This is a genomic window from Congregibacter litoralis KT71 (assembly GCF_000153125.2).
Classification (GTDB): domain Bacteria; phylum Pseudomonadota; class Gammaproteobacteria; order Pseudomonadales; family Halieaceae; genus Congregibacter; species Congregibacter litoralis.
The window spans coordinates 1,668,588-1,685,502 of sequence record NZ_CM002299.1 but is presented as its reverse complement, the minus strand read 5'-3'; the positions used below and the strand labels follow the sequence as shown (position 1 = coordinate 1,685,502).

Here is a 16,915-nt window from a genome sequence, read left to right as displayed (position 1 = left end):
ACAACTATAGAGTCAATCGGAATATTGAGAGATGATAAAAATCGGCGAACTGTCGAAAGTGACTGGCTGCTCCGTGCAAACCATCCGGCATTATGAAAAGGAACAATTGATTGCCTCCGCAGAACGCAGTGAAGGTAATTTTCGCCTGTACGATGAAGTTGCCGTTGAGCAATTATTGTTTATCAAGCACTGCCGCAGCCTGGATCTCAGTTTGCCGGAGATCCGGCAATTATTGGGATTAAGCCGTTCCCCCGGCGCACAATGTGGTGACGTGAATCGGATGATGGATAGGCATATCGAGCAGGTGGAGGCGCGTATTCAGGAACTCACTAAACTGAACGAGCAACTGCGAATGCTGCGCCGCAGCTGCTCAAACCGTCGGACAGTGGAGCAGTGCGGCATATTGCGGAATTTGTCGGCTACTCCGGTTTCGAGTGTCTGACACCCGGTTCCAAAAACTCTCCTAGACGTTCTGCAACAGGAGCATTTTTCCGCTGCCTTCTCGCCAGCCCCAGAAAGACCAGGAAAACCACCAGTACCGACAATTGCGCCAGGATCCCCTGCCAGGTGGATTTGACGCCGACCCAATCGAATTCAAAACTGACAGGCAATGGGGTAATACCGATAAAATCCGCTTCCTGAAGTGCCGACATCGCCTTACCCATGAGGATAAACGCCAGGGCCAGCAACAGGTAGGTGGTGACGGAAAAGAATCTGGCAATGGGTAATTTCACTGAATAACGCACCAGCAACCAGGCCAATACCGCCAAGAAAGAAGTACCGGCTACAAAGCCGCTGAATACGGATGAATATTGAGCGGCTGCAGCCTGGGTCAGCAGCGCCTGATAAAACAAGACCGTTTCAAAGACTTCACGATAAACCGCAATAAATGCCAGCAGCGCAAGGCCCCACAGGGTACCCGCAGTCAGGTGGGAGTTGATGTGCTGCTGGATATAGGCCTGCCACTGGGTAGCATGGGTTTTACTGTGCATCCAGATGCCGACATAGAGCAACACGACCGCCGCCAATAGGGCCGCAACACCTTCCATGACTTCGCGACTGGCACCGCTGATACTGACCAGGGACTGCGCGGCAGCCCAGGTCGCAACACCGGCCACCAATGCCGTTACCCAACCCAAATGTACATACCGAAGTCCGTCACGCCGACCGGTTCGCACCAGCACAGTAACCAGGGCAATCACCACGAGCAGGGCTTCGAGCCCCTCCCGCAACAGGATCACCAAGCTGGCACTGAACAGGGTCGCATTGGACAAGGTAGATTCCGAAAGCAATCGATCCGCATCATCTAACCTTGCCAACGTCCGGCTCACAGCGCTTTCCACCTCGCCCGGGGGCTGTGCCTGCTTCAATAATTGCCTTATCGCCATCATATCGGCCTCGAGCGTCTGGCGGAGTGCTTTATCCTGCGCATCCAGGCTGTTTTCGACCAATTCAAAGCCATCCAGATAAGCGCTGACCGCCAATGTTTGTGCTGTTTGATAATCGCCGCGCTGGTGCGCCTCTTGTGCTAGCAGCAGTTGGTCGCGGGTGATTTTCAGAGGATTGGTCGATTCCTGGAATAACAGTTCTGGCTTTGCGCGCAACCGTTCGATCCCCTTCTGCGTCATATCCGGGTGTTCTGCAGCAAGTTGCGCCGGCGTGTGGTTTACCATCTGTGACAAGGTGACACTGGGTGCCTCGCCTGTATCCTCAGAGCCGGATTGAAATGCCAATCCGCCGACATGGAACGCCAGCGACCAGCGTTGCTCTTCCGTCAATTGGGTAAATGCCGGCATTGCGGTATCGTCTATGCCATTGGATATAGCGTCGTACAGGCCCAGAAGAGACCGATTCAAGGCTCGCTCTTTGCTGGTGAAATCGGTTGGAGCTGGCTCCAGCTGTGCGGCCATCACACCATCGCCCCCACCGGCTGCGCCATGGCAAGAAGCGCATTGGCTCTCAAACAACCCTTCGACTCTCGCTTTGGGCAACAGGTGATCTGGTAAGGACGACTGAGGCATCAGTGCCAACAACGTACCCCGCAGGCTGCTGCTCATTTGCCGAATCGTTTCAATAGCCTGTTTGTTCTGGATGGCTTCCTGTAAAGCCTTTGCCTGATCTGTCAGGTCGCCAGCGTCGGCTGATTTATCCTGAATCTCAGAAATATTCGTCACAATGAGCTGGGAGAACTCCAGCATTTCCTGATATTCACCGTCATTAACCACCTGCCCATTCCTGACGGCTTCCGCGTAATCCACAGCAATGTATTCGGCCAGCTGTGCCAATTGACGCATCTGAGCCGAGCTATCATCACTCATCTCCGCCTGACTGGTCGCTGGAAGCAAACACGATAAGCCCAGCAGCAGTACTGAGACATTCAGAACACATAGCTTCGGGCTTATAAAACGGTATATCCAGTGTGCCTGCATTAACGAGATCTCTACTTGGCTTGTTGCTAATGATAATTAGTCTCAATTGTAATCCCTATGGTAGCTATAGAGTCAAGCGTGTGGCTAGTTTGTCGGCTTTCCGTGGCGACACGACCCCTGCCAGCCAAGGGCTGCCCTTCTCCTCCATTGAGCTACCAGGTTGATATCAACCTTTCAACGAATACCCGCGCCACAGGTAGTACACGACCAGCAGGGTCAACAACACAGCACTCAACATGCCGCCCACCATCGGTGCGGTGATACAACTCATCACTTCCGAGCCGGTACCGCTACTGAACATCATGTGCAGCAGGCTGGTGGGGTGGCTGTTGACAGTTTGTGATGATACGTATCAAGAAATTAGTTTGAACACTTGACCTGGAGCTGACTCCAAGTATTAAGCTTTTAAAGTTCACAACAATTGTTCAAGATGATATGCGACGATCATGAAAAACATTGCTCAGTACGCCTTTCTCCCGGTTCTCACAATCCTGTTTCTGGGAGCCGAAACTGCCGCAGCCCACGACCCGGTGTTCGGCTTGGGGCCGCATACCCTTTTTAAGGGCGGTGTAGAAATTCATGCTGGGGGACATCGGGAAAAATCCGGTGACGAATCCGAGACAGAAGCAGAGTTGCAATTCAAATACGGCCTCACGGGAGATTGGGTGGCCGGTATTGGCATTCCCTATGTACGTAGTGGCGATGGTGACGATAACCGGGGCTCCACCAATTTATCCACCAAGTACCGATTCTGGCGGCACGACAGCTTTGGGGTTCAGGAGTCCATGGCTGTGCTTGGCAAGGTAATATTGGATGATGGCGAAGGTCTCCATGGCGTCGAACCAGACGGCAATGATTATTTGGTTGGACTCACCTACGGCTACGAAGGCCGAAAATGGTACCGCTGGGCCTCGGTACGTCACCGTTTCAATGCGGACGCGACAACCGGTGCAGAGCGACCCAACGTTTGGCTGGTGGATCTGGTGGGTGGTATTCGTTTTTCACCCACTGAATATCATGAGCCCGATTGGGTATGGATGCTGGAACTCAATGGTGAATTGATCGAACGTGTTTCACAAGGCACGGGCAGTGCCGAAAAACAACTAGGTGGTAATCAATGGTTTCTGTCACCGGGTTTGATGTGGACCTACCGTAACTTTGCCATCAAGGCCGGTGTGCAATTACCGTTGTTTTATGATCTTTCGAAAGATCAGGAAAAGGGCGATTACCGCGCCCTGGTTGAACTGGAATGGCACTTATAGTTATAGGAGTAAACAACATGCGACGACTGTTATCGATACTGATGCTGTTAGCCCTGGCATTCCCTGCCTGGTCGGCAGAGTTGCGCTATATGCTACGTGTGGACGGCCTGGCCTGCCCTTATTGCGCCTACGGCATCGAGAAGAAGATCAAGGCGCTGGATGGCGTCGATAAGACCAGCGTCGAGATCAAGCTGAACGATGGTCTGGTGATCTTCCAGGCGGATACCCCGGAGCCGATGACAGAAGCGTCCCTCAAAACCCTGATCAACGATGCCGGTTTTACCTTGCGTCAATTCCAGGCGCAACCGTTAAAGCCGAAAAATGAATGAACCTTCCCAGTGGACTTATCTCTATGGACAAGGAGCAGATGAAAACCGGCACCTCGTTATTCAGCGGCCTGGGCCTTGCCCTGATCGGCACTACCTGCTGCGCCTTGCCCATTGCACTGGTGACCCTGGGGATGGGCGGTGCAGTCGCCTCTATGGTATCTGCCATGCCCTGGTTGACCACACTCTCGCAACATAAGGTCATAATTTTTTCTCTGACCACTGGGGTATTGATATTTAGCTACTGGCGATTGCATCGAATCAAGGTGTGCTCCCTGGCGGACAAGTACCACATGCGATGGCAAAAGGCGGTGTTATGGAGCAGTTCGGCGATTCTGCTGTTGTCCCTCTTTGCTGCCTACGCCTTGCTGCCGATCACGCTGTGGCTGGAGAGACTGTAATTGAGCAAAAAAACTGAAAGCGAACGCCTATTGGTGGAGGTGCTAACAGCTTCAGGATGCGGCCGTTGTCAAAAGGCTAAAGACCTGGCCAGAATGGTGATTGCCGAGTTTTCTGAGGCCAATATCCAGTATCACGAAGTTAATGTGGTGGAGAACATTGATTACGCAGTGGAATTGGGTGTTATGAGTACCCCGGCCATCGCCATCAATGGTGAACTGGTTTTTCCAGCGTTACCCTCAGCGGCCAAGTTGCGACATGCCATCCATCAGCGCATGGAACAACGTTGATGGACACTGCAACCTGGATGCAGATGGGTGGTCTTGCAGGGCTGGGCGCAGCCTTGCTGGCCGGCTTCCTATTCAGTTTCACACCTGTCGCTTTCGCCTCCATTCCCGTTGTCTTGGCTTATGTCACACGCGCACGGGCTTTTCGTGAAGCGGTAAGTTACGGGGTGGCCTTTGCCACAGGGCTAACCCTCACTCATGTGGTGCTAGGCGTTGGAGCCGCTTGGGGTGGCGCCTGGGCTCAAAGCCTGTTGAGCCGTCAATGGGGCGTTTTGCTTGGACCTCTACTGATCTTGCTAGGTTTACTCTGGACGGGTTGGCTAAGAATTCCATTGCCCTGGTTGCCACTGCGCGGAAAACGCGCTGCCACACTCTGGGGGGCGTTTTTGCTCGGAATGCCTTTTACGGTGGGAATCTGCCCCGTGTGTTCACCGGGGCTGTGGGTCGGCTTGGGTGTCAGTGCCTCCACTGGTTCGGTAGTCTATGGTGGCCTGCTGATGCTGGCGTTTGCCCTTGGCCGGGTGATCCCCCTCGCAGTGGGCGCCGTAAGCATCGGTTGGTTGGAAAACTTGCAAACCATTGGGCATTGGCGTCGAGGTTTTGAAATAGTCGGCGGTATCACCCTGATGTTGGTCGGCGTATACCTGCTCAATGAATACTACTTCTGGTTTTGAATCATGATGCGAATAGGCGAAGTCGTGACAACATTGGCTATTAGTGCCGATACCCTGCGCTATTACGAGAAAATCAAACTGATGCCCAAGGTACAGCGCAACAATGGCGGTGTACGCTTCTACAGCGACAAGGATCTTTCGCGCCTGCGCTTTATCAAGCGGGCTCAAAAGATGGGCTTCAGTCTGGATGAGATAACCCAGTTGCTTAAGTTCAGGGAAAATCCGCAAAAGGCGAAGCCTAAAGTCCGAGAGCTGGCGCATCATAAACTGGACGAGATAGAGCACCATTTGGCCGAATTAACCACGTTAAGGGACGAACTGCGCCTTCTAACCAATCTCTGCGGTGCCAGCAAAGAGGGCTGTCCGATCCTTGAGTCTTTCGACAAGGAAACAGATGGGCAATGAATAAGCGGCTCAAATGTTTTGCGCGAGACATAAAGCAACAGGTTAAAGCCCTGTACTTGGCAGGCCGTGATCCAAGAACGTCCATTGCAGCGAAATGCCTCGTCGTGATTGTTGTTGCCTACGCGCTGAGTCCCATCGACCTGATCCCAGACTTCATCCCCGTTCTGGGCTATGTGGATGACCTCATACTCTTGCCCTTTGGGATCTATCTGGCGGTAAAGTTAATCCCTGAGCCTTTATGGCATGAGTTCCAAACGCAGGTCGAAAAAAGCAGCATTAATTTACCTAAAAGCTGGCCCGCCGCTTTGGCCATTGGCTTATTCTGGTGTGTGAGCTTGGCTGCCATTTATGCACTATGGCGCACTTTCAAGGGTTGACCTGTCATGGTGAATTGCAGCAACCATTTGACTTCGGGTTGAGCTGTACCGGAGGACATGGCACCGATCCATAGGAACAGTACACACAGCAATTACCGGCCTTCGGCTTCAATAATGTATGACAACCTTCGCATTCATAAAACCATTGGCAAGTATCTGTCGGCATGGTTTCGATCTTTTTATGGCCGCATTCGGGGCAAGTCAGTTCCGATTGCAGAATGACTTCTGTCATGGTTTTTTTTCGCTAACGATGGTTGAGGGATAACCGGCATTGGTGGTCGCTTCGATCAGTTTTTCGGCGCTGGTCTTGGTATCTTCAAAGCTCACCACCGCTTGCTTTTTTTCATAGCTGACTTCGGCTTTGGTTACTCCTTCTACCTTGGTCAGCGCTTTTTTGACCGTGATTGGGCACATGGCACAGTTCATGGTTGGCAGATCCAGCGTGATGGTTTGTGGCTTGGCCCAGGCCGAGAAGCTGACGATGGCGAATACGATACTAAGAATGATTTTCTGCATGGTTGGCTCCAGAGTCTTTAACGGTTAAGCGCCATTTTTAGGCCATCAGGGGAATCCAGTAACTACTGGTGACGAGGATCAGCGCGATGATTGCCGTGGTCCAGAAAATAATCTGCCGCCGTTTCCGCGTTTGCGGCACGGCGCAGGCAGTGCCCGGCTCACAGGCCTCGATTGGCCGATGGACCTGCCAGCCAGCCCAACCGAACAGCAACAACACAGTAGCAATGAAGAGAGGGCGATAAGGCTCCAGCAGAGTCAGGTTGCCAATCCAGGCGCCGCTGATGCCCAGCGTCAGCAACACAAAAGGTCCAACACAGCAAAGACTCGCACCGATAGCGGCAATCACGCCACTTATAACGGGTATGTTGCTTTCAGCGAGTTTATGTTTTGGGGGCATGGCTGACTTCACCCGTTAATTGTGATGAAACCAGTGTAAACACCGTACTCAGGTACGGAGTCAAGTTTAAATTATGATTGATCGCCCATTTATGATTGCTCGGAAGGGGGTTGCAAGGATTCCACAATGGGGCAAACCGCATTATCGGGATTGGTGCGGCACTGAATCAATAGATGCTCCAGGACTTGCTCCAATCGGTGCAGGTCGTTAATTTTCGCCTGCACCTCGGCCAGCTTGCTTTCAGCCAGACCTTGTACCTCTTCGCACTGGGATTCTCCAAGCGCCAACAGATTATCGATTTCTTCCAAAGTGAATCCCAGTTCCTGGGCGCGTTTGATGAACAAGACCCGCGCCAGGGTAGTTTTTGGGTAACGTCGGTATCCCTGTGCTGGTTTTGGCGGTTGCTCGATAAGCTGGCGACGTTCGTAATAACGGATGGTTTCGACACTGACCTGTGCTGCTTGCGCCAGTTTACCGATGGTCAGTTGACTCATCACTTTCTCCCATAACAGTTACCTCTGCATCGGCTGCTCTGGGTAAGTTGATCGTGAAGCGCGTGACGCCGCGTTCGGAGATCACCTCGATGTTTCCCTCATGAGCTTCGACTATGGACTTGACGATAGCCAGTCCCAAACCAGCGCCTTCGCTTTGCCGTTGTCGGGAGGGATCGATCCGGTAAAACCGGTCGAAAATCCTGGGCAAATGCTCGGCTGGAATTTTCGGCCCCGGATTCTGTACGCTGAGTAATGCTCCACCCTCGCCCGATAATGCCAGCCCGACCAGCACACGCCCCCCTTCGGATGTATGACGTAGGGCATTGGACAGCAGATTGGACAATGCACGACGCAGCATGGCGCGGTCACCCTGTATAATCGGAGTCTTGCCTTCCGATACCAATTCGATTTGCTTTTCCTCCGCCAGCGCCTCAAAAAAATCGAACAGCTCGCGCACTTCACGAGCCAGATCCAGCGGTTCCCAGACGGGCTTGAGCAGACCGTGTTCGCTTTGGGCTAGCCAGAGCATGTCATTGACCATCTTGGTCAAGCGCTCCTGTTCTTCCAGGTTTGAATATAACAGTTCGCGATATTCTTCCAGGCTTCTGGATTTACCCAAACCCACCTGGGTCTGGGTGATCAGGTTGGTCAGCGGCGTGCGCAATTCATGGGCGATATCAGCGGAGAAATGAGAAAGTCGAGCAAAGCTGTCCTCCAATCGACTGATCATATGGTTGAACGAATCAACCAGCGTTTTCAGCTCCCCCGGCACGGTGTCGGGATCGAGACGCACATGCAGCCGATCCGCCTGGACATTACCCATAGACTCACTGAGAGCACGTATTGGGGCATGCCCCTGATGCACGCCATACCCGGCCGCCAGAAGAGTTATCGCCCCTGCCGCCACCATGATCACCCACAAACTGCGACGAAAATTTTCCAGAAAGTGGATATGGAAATCCATATCGATGGCAGCAATGATGCGATAGTCCTGACCACCGATGCGAGTATCGGTGGCAGTGCCACGGTAGGTTTTGCCATCAGATTGCCAGGTGTAAAGATTGTCTACCTGGATGCGGTCCACAGGGGGATAGGTGTTCGCTTGTGGCAAAGATCCGGTGTCCACGGAACTATAGACCAAGCGTCCCGCATCGTCCCAAACTTGAAAATAGACGCCGTGATGACCAGAAACAGCTCGCGCAAGGGCGTCCTCCGGAGCCAATGCCTGATCCTTCGCCATTTGCAGAGCCTTCTCAACAGCACGAGTGATCACCACCAATTCGTCGGCATCCTGTTCAGCAAAATGGCGCTCTACCTCGTTTTGCACCAAATGGCCGATCATCAGCAAGCTCAAACCGATAGCGACCGCGACAAACAGCATCACACGGCTGTTGAGTGACAGTGGTCGCCTCCGGGCGAGGCTAACTTTCCTCATGGTCGTCCTCAACCTCCAGCTTGTAACCCATGCCACGCACGGTGTGAATCAGCTTGGGCTCAAAATCGTCATCGATTTTTGCCCTTAGGCGCCGTATGGCCACGTCAATGACATTGGTGTCGGAATCGAAGTTCATGTCCCACACCTGGGAGGCGATCAGGGAGCGCGGCAATACTTCGCCCTGTCGCCGGACCAACAGCTCCAGCAAGCAAAACTCCTTGTGGCTGAGATTGATCTTACGCCCAGCGCGCGTGGCCCGGTGACGCGGTAAATCCAGGGTGAGGTCGGCAACTTTGATCTGATCGGTCATCACCGGCACCGTACTGCGACGCAACAGAGTGCGCACCCGAGCCAGCAGCTCGGCAAAGGCGAAGGGCTTGACCAGGTAATCGTCAGCACCCAGCTCCAAGCCCTTTACGCGGTCATCCACGCTGTCGCGGGCGGTTAGGAACAGCACTGGCGTCTGACGGCCAGCCTCGCGCAGTGACTGCACGATTCGCCAGCCGTCGACGTCCGGCAGCATGACGTCCAGCACCAGTAAATCAAAGGTTTCTGTCATCGCCAAATGATGGCCGTCGAGGCCATTGCGCGCCAACGTGACCAGAAAGCCAGCCTCGGTCAGCCCCTGCTGTACATAATCGCCGGTCTTGATTTCGTCTTCGACCACCAATAGCCGCATCGTTGCCCTGCTCCGTATGTTCAGAATGGCGTGTCAGAATGGGTTTGGAAACAGCCTAACCCTGGCTAACCCACAAGAAGATGACACCCAGATTACAACTTTGTCATTTTGAAGTCATGCGGGTGACAGGCTCGGCTGGCTAGTATGCGGAATCAGAACGTGGAACCACCATCACTTATTCGAAAAGAGATTGACTCATGACCCATGGTTTCCCCCGACCCAAGCAGCCCTGGCAGCTTAGTCGCCGCCGCTTCGTGCAGGGCCTGGCAGCCGGTGGCGTGCTGGCCGCCACACCGTCCTGGTTGCAGGCCGCCGCAAAAGGCGCGACCGCGCTGGGCTCGGCACCGGTACTCAGCGGCCGTGAAATCGACCTGGTAATCGCCGCAACACCTGTCAATTTTACCGGTGTCACACGTATGGCGACCACCATCAACGGTTCCATTCCGGCACCGACGCTACGGCTGCGCGAGGGCGATGACGTCACCATCCGCGTCACCAACCGATTACCTGTTTCTACCTCTATTCACTGGCACGGCATCTTGCTGCCCTATCAAATGGATGGTGTGCCGGGGATCAGCTACCCAGGCATCGCACCGGGAGAAACCTTTGTTTACCGCTTTACCCTCCGCCAGAGCGGCACCTATTGGTACCACAGTCACTCCGGCTTTCAGGAGATGACCGGGATGTATGGCGCCCTGATTATTGAGCCGCGGGCAGGCGAAAGACACCGTGCCGACCAGGATTATGTGGTGCAGCTGTCCGACTGGACCGACGAAGATCCAATGCATACCTTCAGCAAGCTGAAAGTACAAAGCGATGTCTACAACTTCAATCAGCCCACCTTTTTCGATTTCACAGACGATGTTTCAAAGATGGGCTTACAGGCAGCCCTGGAAAAGCGCCAGATGTGGAACCAGATGCGGATGAACCCGACCGATCTGGCGGACCTGTCGGCGGCCACCCTCACCTTCCTGATGAATGGCACCACCCCGGCGGGCAATTGGAGCGGGTTGTTCCAGCGCGGTGATCGCGTACGGCTTCGTTTTATTAATGCCGCCAGCAACAGCTTTTACGATATCCGCATTCCGGGTTTGAAGCTAACGGTGATCCAAGCGGATGGTCAGGATGTTGAACCTGTCACTGTGGATGAATTCCGTTTCGGCCCCGGAGAAACCTACGATGTCATGGTCGAACCGCGGGACGATGCTTACACCATCTTTGCCCAGAGCATGGAACGCAGCGGCTATGCCCGCGGCACCCTGACCGTGCGGCAAGGCTTAACCGCTCCAGTACCAGATCCTGACCCGGTTGAGTGGTTGACCATGGCTGACATGATGGGGGCTATGAGTCATGGCACTGGTCACGAAGGCATGAATCATAGCGGTATGGATCAGGGGTCCATGAGTATGGGTGCCATGGATCACAGCACCATGGATCATTCCCAGATGCACGGCGGCATGGCCATGGATCACAGTATGCACGGCGTGCAGCGGGCTTCTGATAACCCTCTTGCCAAACCCTCATCCACCATACGCCACGCCCGAACCGAATACGGCGCTTCGGTGGATATGCGAGTGGACATGCCACGCACCAATCTCGACGATCCGGGTATTGGCTTGCGCAACTTAAGCCAGCGTGGGTTGCGCCCACAGGGCCACCGAGTGCTGACGCTGGCCGACCTGAAATCCATCGATGGTGTGCTGGATGACCGCCGCCCGCCCGCGAGGGAGCTGGAACTACATCTTACCGGCAATATGGAACGCTATAGCTGGTCTTTCGACGGACTCGAATTCGGTAAAAGCACACCGGTCTCCCTGCGCCACAATGAACGCGTTAGAATTATTCTGCAAAACGACACCATGATGACCCACCCAATGCATTTACACGGCATGTGGAGCGAACTGGAAACCGATCAGGGTGAATTGCGGGCCCGCCGCCATACCATTCCCGTGCAACCAGCGCAGCGTATCAGTTACCTGACCACACCCCATGACTTGGGCCGCTGGGCCTGGCATTGCCATCTGCTGTTTCATATGGACGCGGGCATGTTCCGCGAAGTGGTAGTGTCATGAGGCTTAATACGGTGAAATATCTCACAACACTGGTTTTTATTGTCGGTGCCCTTCAAGTGAATACGGCCCTGGCGCAAATGGATCACGACGAGATGCAAATGCAGGGCGGCAGCGCTCCGGCCGATGCCCGCGATCCCCACGCTTATTCCGACGGTTACACCTTGACCGAAGGCCCCTATGCACAGCCGGGGCCGCGGCAACTGAAACTGGCGGACGAACACGCCTTCTGGTCCGTTCTGGGCGATCGCCTGGAGTATCACGAAGACAGCGAGAGCACGGTTTACGATATACAGGCCTGGTATGGCACCACCTACAACCGCTTTGTCATCAAAGCGGAAGGTGATATCGCATACGGCACACTAGAGGAAAGTTCAACCGAGCTGTTGTGGGGCCATGCGCTCAACGCCTATTTCGACACCCAATTCGGCGTCCGACTCGACCAATATGACGAAGGCAAGAACCGTCAGTGGCTGGCAATTGGTATGCAAGGCCTGGCGCCCTACTGGTTTGAGCTGGATGTTACTGCGTATGTTGGCGACGACGGTCGGACCGCACTCTCTGCCGAGGCCGAGTACGAGTTGCTGCTGACACAGCGGCTCATTTTACAGCCCCGTGCGGAACTGAATCTGTATGGCAAGGATGACCCTGATAATAGTTTGGGGGCGGGCCTCTCGGATCTCGCGCTGGGCTTGCGCCTGCGTTACGAATTCAGCCGTCAATTTTCTCCCTACATCGGTGTGGAATGGACAGACACCTATGGCGACACAGCTGATTACCGCCGTGCGGCAGGCGAAGATACGTCAGGCACCCAATTCGTCGCGGGACTGCGATTCTGGTTTTAACAATAACCAAGTTGATACGGAAACTTTTCAAACACCTATGAGGAACACCTTTATGAATATGAAAACACTAGCCACTGTCATCGTGCTCTCCACACTGGGCATCGCTTTATCTGCACAGGCCCATGATCCTAAAGAGCATATGAAAGACGCTGAAAAGCCGGATTGTGCAGCCATGAAAAACATGGATCACAGCAAGATGGATATGAATGACCCGGTAATGCAAGCCATGATGAAACAATGCATGAATGACATGCATCATAACGACTCTGAAAAGGATCAAGCGCAGGCTGATCATCAGGACAACGAAAAAAGCTCAGGCGAGCAACATTCAGAACACCAACACTGATCAACCCAAGGAGTTTTCATGTCGGCGTTCACCACGTATATCAAGAGTCTGGTCATTACCACTGTCATCGCGTTGGTGGGCGGCGGGCTGTTTCTCTATTCGGGCCTCTATCCCATGGGAGCCGATGTACCACACAATCGGCTGACCTACTGGCTACTGGAAACCTTGCGTGAGCGTTCAGTTGCACGTGCTGCCAGTGACATTAAGGTTCCTGGCGACCTAAACGCACCGGAGCGGTTACTGGCGGGTGGCGCCGACTACAATGATATGTGTGTAGGGTGCCATTTGAAGCCGGGCAAAACCGAAAGTGATTTCACCCTGGGGTTATATCCCACACCACCCAACCTAACTCTAGCGGGTGATGAACATGGACACGATCATACCGGTAACACCGAAAATGACGACGAGGCCAGTAAACGACAATTCTGGATTGTTAAACATGGCATCAAGGCCTCGGGCATGCCCGCCTGGGGACCGGGGCATGACGATGAACGTATCTGGAACATGGTGGCGTTCCTGAAGCAGTTGCCGGAACTGTCTCCCGACCAATACCAGATACTCACCGCACGTGGGCAAGACTCGGAAGGGCATGGTCACTGATATGGCACCTCATAATCCTTCGGCTTACTGCAAGCGGTTGTAAATAGCCGCCAGCAACCACCCGGCGATACCCGCTGACACTGACCAAGCCACCAGTCCCACAACAACGCCAGTGAATGTCAAATGCCAACCCATCTCATTCAGTTACATATGCACCATTTCCCCAGACATGGATAACATCATGGCGGGCATTAACATCACCAACAGGCTGCAAGCCAGCCACAGTATCGCCGCGGTAATCGCGCTGGCTATCCCGAATTTGAACGCATTAAGTGTCATGACTATTCCTCCGTTTATGGTGGTGTATCTGCAATAAATTAGTGTCTCTACATATCCCCGAACCGGTTGGCAGACTGCACCATACGCATCATTTCGTGTTCCTCCAGCGACCGGAGTGATTCTATCAACTCCTTGGCAGAGGGGATATCCGCCCTTGAGGCGAGATAGCGATACAGCTCAATCACCTGCTGATGCTGATCGACAATCACCTCCATGATTTGCGCGGCATCAAGCTCGGCAAAAGGCGCGTCGCAATGTGCATGTCGGACGATAGGATGCTTTGCCACATATTCCATACACCAGGTGTTCAGCGCATGTTCATCGCCCGAGGTTTCGAAGCCATTGACAACTTTTGTGAGACTTTTTTCGTGATCGGACAGGTAAGCAAGAATCATCCGGGCCCGTTCATCCGTATTCTTGTCTGCGCAATGGGATAAGCACTGACTGAGATGTTGGTGAAATTCCCGGGTCCAGTGCAGCACATCTTTTAAGGTTTCAATTTGCATAATTTTTTCTCAGTTGTGGATTGACTCATCGATTAGAGTCTCAAAAAGTCACGATAGCTGCGCATACACACCACCAGTTCCTGGTGGGTGTCGATGCCCATATAGATCGCTTTAAGTGTGCTAACTTGATCCATTACCATTCTCCAAACAACAAAAGTTAACCACTAGAGTCCCGTTCTGTGCCTGGCAGGCTTCCTCCACATGATTTTTAATGATGATGTTCATGCGCCTGACTTTGGGACACAGCTTGCTTTCGTTTTTCAGATCCAAGGAATAGTTGCTCTCCGATCGCGATTAGCATCATTGTGACAACGGCCACACCCAACACAAATGGATCTGAATTCAACTTCACCCAAACGAACCCGCTTAGTGCAAGCGAATCTAATATAATCGCGGTAACGGGGACCCAGCTTTTGGCTTTAACATCGTCCAACAAGTAGCGCAGAACACCCCAGTGAATGGCGATATCCATCACCAGATAGAATATGATGCCAAGTGCTGCTATACGGGAAAGATCAAAGAACGCGGTGAGCACAAGTCCAAGAACCACGGTGTACACCAATGTATGTTTCTGAATGCTACCCGGCATACCGAAATGGCTATGGGGCACCAACTTCATTTCCGTTAGCATCGCCAGCATTCTGGAGACCGCAAAAATACTGGCAAGAATCCCTCCCGCCGTCGCCAGCATGGCAATCGCAACGGTGAACCACACGCCGTACTCACCGAGTGCAGGTCGAGCGGCCGCAGCCAGGGAATAATCTCGAGTTTGAATAATCTCCCTGAGTGAGAGGTTACTGGCCACCGCAAAACCAACCAATGTATAGATAACGACACAGGCAGCAATCGAAATAACAATGGCGCGACCAACATTGCGGTGTGGATCGATCACCTCGGAACCACTATTGGTAATAGTGGTAAAGCCTTTGAATGCCAGAATCCCCAGCGCTGTGGCGCCGAGGAAATTACTGGCTGAACCGGTCTCGCTTACATGGTCAAAGTCCACTGCCAGGCTATCAGCTAACCAGATGCCGACGAGACCAAAGATTAGAATTCCACCAATTTTCAGTAGGCCGATAAACCCTGCAACCCCTTGAATCAACCGATTACCCAACAGGTTCACAATGAACGCCGCCAGAATTAGGGAGACGCCGAGTATAGGAGTCATTTGCCCTGAAGGGTCACCGCCAAATAATTGCATGGTGTAAGAACCGAACGTACGCGCTAGAAAACTCTGCGCGATGACCATCGAAAAATACATAAGTAGTGCATTAAACGCAGTGGGCAACCGGTCGCCATAGGCCTTATGCAGATACATGCCGATCCCCCCTGCTGATGGGTAGGCATTGGATATTTTGATGTATGAGTAAGCACTGAAACCAACGATGATCGCGGCCGCGAGGAATGCCAATGGGAATAATGCACCAGTCATCTCTGCCATTTGCCCGGTTAGCGCAAATATTCCTGCGCCGATCATCACCCCAGTCCCGAGCATCACCGTACCTGACAGAGAGAGGCTACCCTCGTCATAATGTGTCGAACGATCGTCTTTTTCCTCCATTCATGCCCCCTTAATATAATGGTCAGCCCTCTTCCTGGGCATTCGTTGCAAGGTATACAGGATGCTTAAAACTGCATTTCTCAACAGACTGCTAGTCATATCGACAGGTTCCAACGTCAATTGGCCCCTCACCAGATTAATTTCCGAGACACCTAATCGATGTTCTTTGTTGCTCATTTTCTCTTTCATCTAATGAGGCGGCATCTTGTTGCAGCAGTGCGCCTCATGTTTAGCGTTATCCCTGATATTCTCATCGGTCTGCCGTTGCCAACTCAGCCTGGTTCGGGGCCACCAGCTGTCTTTTATTGCCGCACCATGCTTTTCGACAATGGCGATCATTTCATCGATATTGTGATGAGAAGCGTCGTAGGCGATTTTTAAGGTTTTTCTACGTGCATCGAACTGAACGCTGTCAACACAGGGAAGCTCATCAATTTCCTCAACAATCGCTTTGGTATTGTTTTCATTGATCCCGCACACGCTCAAGGTATGCTTGGTTAAAAAACCTGGATTGATACCCGATCGATGCTCATTCATAGTGTTTTTCCTCCAATCGACAGGTTGAGTAAGCAACCCATCTATTTTTTGTGTTTGTGGACAGGTGTTTTTTGGGATTCAGACTCATGATCCATCATTTGCCCCATCATCATCTGCATCATGCCCATTCGTTCTTCCATCATGTCCATGCGCTTTATCATATCCATGTCGTCCATTTTTGATGACTCATCTTTGTTCATGTCCATTCCCATGCCATCACCCATTAATCGCATGCCCTCCTGCATCACTCGCATATGTTCCTGCATCAGTTGCTGGCGTTTTTCCGGATCGGTTTCGGCTTTGATTTTTCCCATCATGTCGTGCATCTTTTGCATGTGCTCATGCATAGCCATCATTTGCTCATGGCCCATCATCATTCCGCCCATCGGCTGATCTTTACTGTCGCCATGTTCGTGCCCTTTTTCCGCAAAGACGGGCGAAGAAATCGCGGCGGCTATTACCAAATTGGAGATTAGTTTTTTCATCGGAGTA

The 16,915-nt window shown here is 52.8% G+C and carries 24 protein-coding genes and 1 pseudogene; 13 read left to right on the top strand and 12 right to left on the bottom strand.

The window, feature by feature from the left end; translation table 11 throughout:
- Positions 1-34: 34 nt before the first annotated feature.
- A complete protein-coding gene (gene cadR, locus KT71_RS07785; RefSeq protein WP_040362998.1) occupies positions 35-442 on the top strand; it encodes a Cd(II)/Pb(II)-responsive transcriptional regulator in 408 nt (135 codons plus the stop codon).
- Here the strand turns inward: cadR and KT71_RS07780 are convergent.
- On the bottom strand, positions 420-2,318 hold the full coding sequence (locus KT71_RS07780) for a cytochrome c/FTR1 family iron permease (protein ID WP_008295986.1): 1,899 nt from the start codon (positions 2,316-2,318) through the stop codon (positions 420-422). The genes cadR and KT71_RS07780 overlap by 23 nt on opposite strands.
- A gap of 557 nt (positions 2,319-2,875) precedes the next feature.
- Here KT71_RS07780 and KT71_RS07775 point away from each other — a divergent pair.
- From KT71_RS07775 to KT71_RS07745, 7 genes are read left to right on the top strand one after another with little or no spacing between them, the layout of a single operon-like run.
- The gene (locus KT71_RS07775) at positions 2,876-3,691 is read left to right on the top strand and encodes a hypothetical protein (RefSeq protein ID WP_008295987.1); all 816 of its coding nucleotides are present in this window, start codon (positions 2,876-2,878) and stop codon (positions 3,689-3,691) included.
- A 17-nt stretch (positions 3,692-3,708) separates the two neighbouring features.
- Entirely contained in the window at positions 3,709-4,020 is a 312-nt protein-coding gene (locus KT71_RS07770; RefSeq protein ID WP_023659445.1) for a heavy-metal-associated domain-containing protein, read from the top strand.
- The gene (locus KT71_RS07765) at positions 4,017-4,418 is read left to right on the top strand and encodes a hypothetical protein (RefSeq protein WP_008295989.1); all 402 of its coding nucleotides are present in this window, start codon (positions 4,017-4,019) and stop codon (positions 4,416-4,418) included. The genes KT71_RS07770 and KT71_RS07765 overlap by 4 nt, the downstream gene beginning before the upstream one ends.
- Entirely contained in the window at positions 4,419-4,706 is a 288-nt protein-coding gene (locus KT71_RS07760) for a glutaredoxin family protein (RefSeq protein WP_023659443.1), read from the top strand. It begins immediately after the preceding gene.
- Positions 4,706-5,377: a cytochrome c biogenesis CcdA family protein gene (locus tag KT71_RS07755; RefSeq protein ID WP_008295991.1), complete on the top strand. Its 672-nt coding sequence runs from the start codon at positions 4,706-4,708 to the stop codon at positions 5,375-5,377. Before KT71_RS07760 ends, KT71_RS07755 begins: the two co-directional genes overlap by 1 nt.
- Before the next feature lie 3 nt (positions 5,378-5,380).
- Positions 5,381-5,782, top strand: coding sequence for a heavy metal-responsive transcriptional regulator (locus KT71_RS07750; protein ID WP_008295992.1), 402 nt, complete (start codon positions 5,381-5,383; stop codon positions 5,780-5,782).
- A complete protein-coding gene (locus KT71_RS07745) occupies positions 5,779-6,159 on the top strand; it encodes a YkvA family protein (protein ID WP_008295993.1) in 381 nt (126 codons plus the stop codon). The genes KT71_RS07750 and KT71_RS07745 overlap by 4 nt, the downstream gene beginning before the upstream one ends.
- A gap of 4 nt (positions 6,160-6,163) precedes the next feature.
- On the opposite strand, the gene KT71_RS21225 is transcribed toward KT71_RS07745, so the two are convergent.
- The 6 genes from KT71_RS21225 to KT71_RS07720 all read right to left on the bottom strand — a co-directional run bounded on the left by KT71_RS21225 (position 6,164) and on the right by KT71_RS07720 (position 9,680).
- Complete coding sequence (locus KT71_RS21225) at positions 6,164-6,391, bottom strand: GDCCVxC domain-containing (seleno)protein (RefSeq protein ID WP_084566968.1); 228 nt, start codon at positions 6,389-6,391, stop codon at positions 6,164-6,166.
- Positions 6,388-6,675 carry a mercury resistance system periplasmic binding protein MerP gene (gene merP / locus KT71_RS07740; protein ID WP_008295995.1) on the bottom strand — a complete coding sequence of 96 codons (288 nt, stop codon included), beginning with the start codon at positions 6,673-6,675 and terminating at the stop codon, positions 6,388-6,390. Before merP ends, KT71_RS21225 begins: the two co-directional genes overlap by 4 nt.
- Before the next feature lie 37 nt (positions 6,676-6,712).
- The gene (locus KT71_RS07735) at positions 6,713-7,072 is read right to left on the bottom strand and encodes a mercuric transporter MerT family protein (protein ID WP_008295996.1); all 360 of its coding nucleotides are present in this window, start codon (positions 7,070-7,072) and stop codon (positions 6,713-6,715) included.
- A gap of 89 nt (positions 7,073-7,161) precedes the next feature.
- Complete coding sequence (gene merR, locus KT71_RS07730; protein ID WP_008295997.1) at positions 7,162-7,566, bottom strand: mercury resistance transcriptional regulator MerR; 405 nt, start codon at positions 7,564-7,566, stop codon at positions 7,162-7,164.
- Positions 7,544-9,001 (bottom strand): Cu(+)/Ag(+) sensor histidine kinase, encoded by a 1,458-nt coding sequence (locus KT71_RS07725; RefSeq protein WP_023659442.1) that lies wholly within the window; start codon positions 8,999-9,001, stop codon positions 7,544-7,546. Before KT71_RS07725 ends, merR begins: the two co-directional genes overlap by 23 nt.
- Positions 8,988-9,680, bottom strand: a complete 693-nt coding sequence (locus KT71_RS07720; protein WP_008295999.1) for a heavy metal response regulator transcription factor — start codon at positions 9,678-9,680, stop codon at positions 8,988-8,990. Before KT71_RS07720 ends, KT71_RS07725 begins: the two co-directional genes overlap by 14 nt.
- 197 nt (positions 9,681-9,877) lie before the next feature.
- Here KT71_RS07720 and KT71_RS07715 point away from each other — a divergent pair, with 197 nt between their 5' ends.
- The 4 genes from KT71_RS07715 to KT71_RS07700 are packed head-to-tail and all read left to right on the top strand — an operon-like array spanning position 9,878 to position 13,540.
- On the top strand, positions 9,878-11,752 hold the full coding sequence (locus KT71_RS07715) for a copper resistance system multicopper oxidase (protein WP_008296000.1): 1,875 nt from the start codon (positions 9,878-9,880) through the stop codon (positions 11,750-11,752).
- Positions 11,749-12,594, top strand: a complete 846-nt coding sequence (locus KT71_RS07710; RefSeq protein ID WP_008296001.1) for a copper resistance protein B — start codon at positions 11,749-11,751, stop codon at positions 12,592-12,594. The genes KT71_RS07715 and KT71_RS07710 overlap by 4 nt, the downstream gene beginning before the upstream one ends.
- A gap of 52 nt (positions 12,595-12,646) precedes the next feature.
- Positions 12,647-12,940: a hypothetical protein gene (locus tag KT71_RS07705; RefSeq protein ID WP_023659441.1), complete on the top strand. Its 294-nt coding sequence runs from the start codon at positions 12,647-12,649 to the stop codon at positions 12,938-12,940.
- 18 nt (positions 12,941-12,958) lie between these two features.
- Positions 12,959-13,540: a c-type cytochrome gene (locus KT71_RS07700; RefSeq protein WP_008296003.1), complete on the top strand. Its 582-nt coding sequence runs from the start codon at positions 12,959-12,961 to the stop codon at positions 13,538-13,540.
- Positions 13,541-13,564: 24 nt separating this feature from the next.
- On the opposite strand, the pseudogene KT71_RS21055 reads toward KT71_RS07700, so the two are convergent.
- Positions 13,565-13,759: pseudogene (locus KT71_RS21055) on the bottom strand (DUF5676 family membrane protein).
- On the opposite strand from KT71_RS21055, the gene KT71_RS21220 reads away from it, so the two are divergent.
- On the top strand, positions 13,722-13,856 hold the full coding sequence (locus tag KT71_RS21220) for a hypothetical protein (protein WP_008284648.1): 135 nt from the start codon (positions 13,722-13,724) through the stop codon (positions 13,854-13,856). The pseudogene KT71_RS21055 and the gene KT71_RS21220 sit on opposite strands and share 38 nt — an antisense overlap.
- A 10-nt stretch (positions 13,857-13,866) precedes the next feature.
- Here KT71_RS21220 and KT71_RS07690 read toward each other — a convergent pair whose 3' ends face one another.
- The 4 genes from KT71_RS07690 to KT71_RS07670 form a co-directional block, all read right to left on the bottom strand.
- On the bottom strand, positions 13,867-14,325 hold the full coding sequence (locus tag KT71_RS07690; protein WP_008296005.1) for a hypothetical protein: 459 nt from the start codon (positions 14,323-14,325) through the stop codon (positions 13,867-13,869).
- 208 nt (positions 14,326-14,533) lie between these two features.
- Positions 14,534-15,886, bottom strand: coding sequence for an APC family permease (locus KT71_RS07685; protein WP_008284552.1), 1,353 nt, complete (start codon positions 15,884-15,886; stop codon positions 14,534-14,536).
- A 189-nt stretch (positions 15,887-16,075) separates the two neighbouring features.
- Entirely contained in the window at positions 16,076-16,423 is a 348-nt protein-coding gene (locus KT71_RS07675) for a hypothetical protein (protein ID WP_008296008.1), read from the bottom strand.
- Between the two features lie 41 nt (positions 16,424-16,464).
- Positions 16,465-16,908: a hypothetical protein gene (locus tag KT71_RS07670; protein WP_008296009.1), complete on the bottom strand. Its 444-nt coding sequence runs from the start codon at positions 16,906-16,908 to the stop codon at positions 16,465-16,467.
- Positions 16,909-16,915 lie beyond the last annotated feature (7 nt).

Coding starts and splice junctions, on each gene's coding strand:
- KT71_RS07780 (WP_008295986.1), bottom strand. CDS start 2,318: ATGAGTGATGATAGCTCGGCTCAGATGCGTCAATTGGCACAGCTGGCC.
- KT71_RS07775 (WP_008295987.1), top strand. CDS start 2,876: ATGAAAAACATTGCTCAGTACGCCTTTCTCCCGGTTCTCACAATCCTG.
- KT71_RS07770 (WP_023659445.1), top strand. CDS start 3,709: ATGCGACGACTGTTATCGATACTGATGCTGTTAGCCCTGGCATTCCCT.
- KT71_RS07765 (WP_008295989.1), top strand. CDS start 4,017: ATGAACCTTCCCAGTGGACTTATCTCTATGGACAAGGAGCAGATGAAA.
- KT71_RS07755 (WP_008295991.1), top strand. CDS start 4,706: ATGGACACTGCAACCTGGATGCAGATGGGTGGTCTTGCAGGGCTGGGC.
- KT71_RS07750 (WP_008295992.1), top strand. CDS start 5,381: ATGATGCGAATAGGCGAAGTCGTGACAACATTGGCTATTAGTGCCGAT.
- KT71_RS07745 (WP_008295993.1), top strand. CDS start 5,779: ATGAATAAGCGGCTCAAATGTTTTGCGCGAGACATAAAGCAACAGGTT.
- KT71_RS21225 (WP_084566968.1), bottom strand. CDS start 6,391: ATGACAGAAGTCATTCTGCAATCGGAACTGACTTGCCCCGAATGCGGC.
- merP (WP_008295995.1), bottom strand. CDS start 6,675: ATGCAGAAAATCATTCTTAGTATCGTATTCGCCATCGTCAGCTTCTCG.
- KT71_RS07735 (WP_008295996.1), bottom strand. CDS start 7,072: ATGCCCCCAAAACATAAACTCGCTGAAAGCAACATACCCGTTATAAGT.
- merR (WP_008295997.1), bottom strand. CDS start 7,566: ATGAGTCAACTGACCATCGGTAAACTGGCGCAAGCAGCACAGGTCAGT.
- KT71_RS07725 (WP_023659442.1), bottom strand. CDS start 9,001: ATGAGGAAAGTTAGCCTCGCCCGGAGGCGACCACTGTCACTCAACAGC.
- KT71_RS07720 (WP_008295999.1), bottom strand. CDS start 9,680: ATGCGGCTATTGGTGGTCGAAGACGAAATCAAGACCGGCGATTATGTA.
- KT71_RS07715 (WP_008296000.1), top strand. CDS start 9,878: ATGACCCATGGTTTCCCCCGACCCAAGCAGCCCTGGCAGCTTAGTCGC.
- KT71_RS07710 (WP_008296001.1), top strand. CDS start 11,749: ATGAGGCTTAATACGGTGAAATATCTCACAACACTGGTTTTTATTGTC.
- KT71_RS07705 (WP_023659441.1), top strand. CDS start 12,647: ATGAATATGAAAACACTAGCCACTGTCATCGTGCTCTCCACACTGGGC.
- KT71_RS07700 (WP_008296003.1), top strand. CDS start 12,959: ATGTCGGCGTTCACCACGTATATCAAGAGTCTGGTCATTACCACTGTC.
- KT71_RS21220 (WP_008284648.1), top strand. CDS start 13,722: ATGGCGGGCATTAACATCACCAACAGGCTGCAAGCCAGCCACAGTATC.
- KT71_RS07690 (WP_008296005.1), bottom strand. CDS start 14,325: ATGCAAATTGAAACCTTAAAAGATGTGCTGCACTGGACCCGGGAATTT.
- KT71_RS07685 (WP_008284552.1), bottom strand. CDS start 15,886: ATGGAGGAAAAAGACGATCGTTCGACACATTATGACGAGGGTAGCCTC.
- KT71_RS07675 (WP_008296008.1), bottom strand. CDS start 16,423: ATGAATGAGCATCGATCGGGTATCAATCCAGGTTTTTTAACCAAGCAT.
- KT71_RS07670 (WP_008296009.1), bottom strand. CDS start 16,908: ATGAAAAAACTAATCTCCAATTTGGTAATAGCCGCCGCGATTTCTTCG.